The organism is Inquilinus sp. OTU3971 (genome assembly GCF_038440215.1).
Map to the genome: position 1 here is coordinate 1 of NZ_JASATH010000322.1, position 4,961 is coordinate 4,961.

5 protein-coding genes are annotated in these 4,961 nt (G+C 70.9%); 3 read left to right on the forward strand and 2 right to left on the reverse strand.

What is annotated here, in order from left to right:
• Positions 1-487 precede the first annotated feature (487 nt).
• A complete protein-coding gene (ltrA, locus tag AAHM41_RS38800) occupies positions 488-1,864 on the forward strand; it encodes a group II intron reverse transcriptase/maturase (protein WP_342241983.1) in 1,377 nt (458 codons plus the stop codon).
• 90 nt (positions 1,865-1,954) lie between these two features.
• Here the strand turns inward: ltrA and AAHM41_RS38805 are convergent, their stop codons facing one another.
• Entirely contained in the window at positions 1,955-2,113 is a 159-nt protein-coding gene (locus AAHM41_RS38805; protein ID WP_342241984.1) for a hypothetical protein, read from the reverse strand.
• A 114-nt stretch (positions 2,114-2,227) separates the two neighbouring features.
• Positions 2,228-2,992 carry an SDR family NAD(P)-dependent oxidoreductase gene (locus AAHM41_RS38810; protein ID WP_342241985.1) on the reverse strand — a complete coding sequence of 255 codons (765 nt, stop codon included), beginning with the start codon at positions 2,990-2,992 and terminating at the stop codon, positions 2,228-2,230.
• 99 nt (positions 2,993-3,091) lie between these two features.
• Between AAHM41_RS38810 and AAHM41_RS38815 the strand changes: the two genes are divergently transcribed.
• Together AAHM41_RS38815 and AAHM41_RS38820 are read left to right on the forward strand one after the other, a co-directional pair.
• Entirely contained in the window at positions 3,092-3,982 is an 891-nt protein-coding gene (locus AAHM41_RS38815; protein WP_342241986.1) for a LysR family transcriptional regulator, read from the forward strand.
• A gap of 78 nt (positions 3,983-4,060) precedes the next feature.
• Positions 4,061-4,961, forward strand: a 901-nt coding sequence (locus tag AAHM41_RS38820) for a trypsin-like peptidase domain-containing protein (protein ID WP_342241987.1), incomplete at its 3' end; no start/stop codon positions are given.

Below are 4,961 nucleotides of genomic sequence, written 5' to 3' on the forward strand. Positions count from 1 at the left end.
CGACAGGAACCGCCGTGTACGGAACCGTACGCACGGTGGTGTGGGAGGAGGGGCTCCGCAAGGACCCCTCCTACCCGATTGCCGAGCATGACCGACAGCTTGGAGGTGTGAGTCCTTTACCCAGCCTGATGGCGGTGAAGGGTTAGCGAAGCGCAAGGGCGTCGTCGCGAGGCGGGGTCTGAAGGAAGCGTGGAGCAAAGCCGCGGCCCGATGGACAAGAACCGGATAAGGCCTACCCGGCCGGACGAGCGAGCAAGTGATCGCGAAGTCCAAGGCCATCAAGGGCCGGGGTGGTAAATCCGGCGGGCGTGCGGTGAAGGCGGTCGGTCTTACCTCGGGAGGTCTGTGCCGTGTCCGGTGGGACTGAGATGGTCGCGAGGCCATCTGATCGCGGTGCAGAAGTCAGCACAGGGCATAGTAGGCGGCGGGAGCCGCCGAAGGCCCGAACGGAGGAAGAGGCCAGTAGAGCGGCGATCTCGAGCGAGCGATGCGGCAGAAAGATCAGAGCCAGCTGACCCTGGGCCCCTCGGCGGAGGGTGAAGCCCCGAGCCCTGCGGCCCAGGCGACCGAAGCCCGCGCGGCGAAAGCCTGTCTCGAACGCCCGGCGGTCGCGGGACCGTCGATGGAGGCGATGCTTGACCGAGAGAATCTGAAGACAGCGCTGGCACGAGTGAAGCGCAACAAGGGCGCGGCGGGGGTCGACGGCATGGGTGTCGACGATCTGCCGGCCCACCTGAAGCGGCATTGGCCCACGATCCGGGCCCAGCTGCTGGACGGCACCTACAAGCCGCAGCCGGTGCGGCGGGTGGAGATCCCGAAGGCGTCGGGCGGCGTGAGGCCGCTCGGCATCCCGACGGTGCTCGACCGCTTCCTCCAGCAGGCGGTGCTGCAGGCGCTGCAGGCGGACTGGGATCCGACGTTCTCCGAGGCCAGCTTCGGCTTCCGGCCGGGGCGCTCGGCGCATCAGGCGGTGAAACGGGCGCAGGCGTATATTGCGTCCGGCTACGGCGTGGTGGTGGATCTCGACCTGGAGAAGTTCTTCGACCGGGTCAACCACGACATCCTGATGGGGCTGGTGGCCAAGCGGGTGGCCGACAAGCGCCTCCTGAAGCTGATCCGCGGCTTCCTGACCGCGGGCGTGCTGGAGGGCGGCCTCGTCGGCCCGACGGAGGAGGGGACGCCGCAAGGCGGACCGCTCTCGCCGCTGTTGTCGAACCTGATGCTGGACGTTCTGGACCGGGAACTGGAGAAGCGCGGCCATCGCTTCGTCCGTTACGCCGACGACTGCAACATCTATGTGCGCAGCCAGGCGGCGGGTGAGCGGGTGATGGCCGGCATCGAGCGGTTCCTGGCCAAACGGCTCAAGCTCAAGGTCAACAGGGCCAAGAGCGCGGTCGCCAAACCGAGCGCCCGCAAGTTCCTGGGCTTCAGCTTCACCGGCGGAAGAGAGCCGCGGCGCCGCATCGCGCCGCAGGCCATCGACCGCTTCAAGGCGAAGATCCGGACCCTGACGCGGCGCACCCGCGGTGACAGCCTCGAGCAGATCGTCAAGCAGCTGTCCGTCTACCTGATCGGGTGGCGCAGCTACTTCGGCTTCTGCCAGACCTCGTCGGTGCTGCGCGCACTCGACCAGTGGACCAGGCGGCGGCTGCGCGCCATCGCCTGGAAGCAGTGGAAGCGCGGATCCAGGCGCTTTGCCGAGCTGCGACGCCGCGGCGTCGGCCGGGACCTGGCGGCCAAGACCGCCGGCAGCCCTCACGGCCCCTGGCGGCTCAGCAACAGCCTCGCGCTTGCGATCGCACTTCCCACCGCCGCTCTCCAGACTCTCGGCCTCGCCTCCATCGCCGACCCCAGCCCCGCTTAATCCCCCGAACCGCCGGATACGGACCCGTATGTCCGGTGGTGTGGGAGGGGGGAGCCGCGAGGCTTCCCCCTATCCCGATTGTCCGATCCGTCAGCGGTCGACGATCGTGACGTAGCACGATTCCCAGGATCGGAGGCCGCATCCCGACCCGACGGCGGCCGATGCGTCGGGCACCGCCTGCTGGACGACGAGTGCCACCAGCGCCGCAGCGATCACCGTCAAGATCGCCTTGGTGTATCGGTCGACCATACCCCTCCCTCTCGAACAGTCCGGAAACGTGCCGGCTTCTACAAATCAAAAATTGATCTGATGATGTTCGCTCCATTTTTATGGAGAGGTCAAGGCCCGGACCGTGCCGGCCGGTCAATGGCCACGCTCGGCACCGCCATTGACCTGGATCACCTGGGCGGTGACGTGGGCGGCGCCGGGCGAGGCCAGCCAGGCCACGGCGTCGGCGATGTCGGCGGGCAGCCCGGCGCGGCGGGTCGACGTCTCGGCGATCAGCGCCGCCTGGCGCTCCGATGACAGCCGGTCGGCGAAGAACCCGGTGTCGCGGATATAGCCCGGTGCGACGATGTTGACGGTGATGCCGCGCGGCCCCCGGGCCGCGGCCAGGTCGTAGCCATAGGGGTGCAGCGCCGCCTTGGCGGCGCCATAGCAGCCGGCGCCGGAGCCGCGATAGGCGGCGATCGAGCCGATCAGCACCACCCGGCCGCCGGGCACCCGCAGCCGGTCGCGCAGCCCCTCGGTCAGCAGCACGGCGGACAGCACATTGCCGGCGAAGTTGTCGGTCCAGCGCCGGGCCACCCCGGCCAGCCCGTCGTCGTAATGGCCCGGCGGCGCCTGCAGGATGGCGTTGCCGCCGGCGGCGTGCACCAGCACGTCGACCGCGGGGAAGCGGATCTCCCGGCACAGCGATTCGACCCGGTCGGGCCGCGACAGGTCCGCCGCCAGCGGCAGCACCGGCAGCGCGGCCGGATGCTCCCGTCGGATCGCTTCCGCCGCCGCCTCCAGCACGCCGGCGCGGCGGCCGAGGATCACCACCTGCTCGCCCTGTCCGGCGAAGTGCCCGGCCACCGCCAGGCCGATGCCCGTGCCACCGCCGCTGACCACCGCTATGCGTGCCATCGATCCGTTCTCCCTTTGCGATGGACGGAAGGTGGGACGATGCCGCGCATACTTCAAATATGAGATCATGAGCGTCTGATATCTGGTGAGTATCAGCCGATGATCGAGCTCCGCCTCCTGCGCCAGTTCATCGCCGTGGCCGAAGAGCGGCATGTCCGCCGCGCGGCGGAGCGCCTGGGCATGGCGCAGCCGCCGCTCAGCGCGGCGATGCGGCGGCTTGAGGATGTGGTCGGCGTGGCGCTGTTCGACCGCAGCCGCCGCCGGGTGGCGCTGACCCCCGCCGGCACGGCGCTGCTGGAGGAGGCGCGGCGCACCCTGGCCCAGGCCGAGCATGCCGTGGCCGTGGCGCGCCAGGCAGGGCAGGGGCTGACCGGCCTGCTGCGCGTCACCTTCGTCGGCAGCGCCATGTTCGAGCGCCTGCCGCCGCTGCTGAAGGCGCTGCGCTCCCGCCACCCCGGCCTGGCGCTGGATTTGCGCGAGGCGACGACGATGCGGCAGCTCGACGAGCTGCGCGGCGGCCGCGGCGACCTCGGCTTCGTCATCCCGCCGCTGCCGGACAGCGAGGGGCTGGAGCAGCGCCCGGCCTGGGCCGAGCCGATGGTCGCGGTGGTGCCCGCCGACCATGCGCTGGTGGGCCGCCGCCGGATCCCGCTGTCCGACCTCGCGGCCGAGCCCTTCGTCATGTTCCCGCAGGGCGAGGGGCCCGGCTTCCACGCCGCCATTCTCGAGGCCTGCGCCGCCGCCGGCTTCGTGCCGCGGATCGCCCAGTCGGCGCATCAGATGCACGCGATCGTGTCGCTGGTCGCGGCCGGATTCGGCGTGTCGCTGGTGCCGGGGTCGCTGCGCCGGCTGCGGCCCGACGGGGTGCGCTATCTCGCCCTTTCCGACCCGGCGCCGCAGGCCCGGATCGCCGCCGTCTGGCGCGGCGGCGACCGCTCGCCGGCCCTGCTGCAGGCGCTGGCCCTGCTGCAGGAGGTGACCGCGCCGTAGATCCGCGGCATGGCGGCCCATGGACGCCGGCGGGCGGCTTCGGCTAGACCCTCGCCCGTGACGGCGGATGGAGGAAGGATGTTCCGTTTCGCAGGCGCCGCGGCGGCGGTGCTGCTCCTGCTGGCCGGGCCGGCCGTGGCGGAGCCGGTGGTGCCGACCAGCCGGGCCGAGATCGACCTCAGCTTCGCGCCGCTGGTGCGCAGCGCGGCGCCGGCCGTGGTCAACATCTATGCCCGCCATATGGTGGTCGAGCGGGCGAACCCGCTGTTCGACGACCCGTTCTTCCAGCGCTTCTTCGGTGACGACATGCCCGGCGGTCGGCCGCGGCAGCGGGTCGAGAACTCGCTCGGCTCCGGCGTCGTGGTCGGGTCGGGCGGGCTCGTCGTCACCAACCACCACGTGATCAAGGATGCCGACCAGATCACCGTGGTGCTGTCCGACCGCACCGAATACGAGGCCGAGCTGGTGCTGTCGGACGAGCGCACCGACCTCGCCTTCCTCAAGCTCAAGGACCTCGCCGGCCGGTCGCTGCCGGCGCTGCCGCTCGGCGACAGCGACGCGCTCGAGGTCGGCGACCTGGTGCTGGCGATCGGCAACCCCTTCGGCGTCGGCCAGACCGTGACCATGGGCATCGTCTCCGCCATCGCCCGCACCGCGGTCGGCATCTCCGACTACGACTTCTTCATCCAGACCGATGCGGCGGTGAACCCGGGCAATTCCGGCGGCGCCCTGATCGACATGAAGGGCCGGCTGGTCGGCATCAACACGGCGATCTACAGCCGCACCGGCGGCTCGCTCGGCATCGGCTTCGCCATCCCGGCCAACATGCTGCGCAGCATGATGCGGGCGGCCGAGACCGGACAGAAGGTGGTGCGGCCCTGGCTCGGCGCCGACGGCCAGGCGGTCGACCGCAGCCTGGCCGAGGCCTATGGCCTGGACCGGCCGGCCGGCGTGCTCGTGAACGGCGTCACCGCGGGCG

Excerpts from the sequence above, each read along its gene's own strand:
- AAHM41_RS38815 (WP_342241986.1), top strand. The coding sequence starts at position 3,092 with ATGATCGAGCTCCGCCTCCTGCGCCAGTTCATCGCCGTGGCCGAAGAG.
- ltrA (WP_342241983.1), top strand. The coding sequence starts at position 488 with ATGCGGCAGAAAGATCAGAGCCAGCTGACCCTGGGCCCCTCGGCGGAG.
- AAHM41_RS38805 (WP_342241984.1), bottom strand. The coding sequence starts at position 2,113 with ATGGTCGACCGATACACCAAGGCGATCTTGACGGTGATCGCTGCGGCG.
- AAHM41_RS38810 (WP_342241985.1), bottom strand. The coding sequence starts at position 2,992 with ATGGCACGCATAGCGGTGGTCAGCGGCGGTGGCACGGGCATCGGCCTG.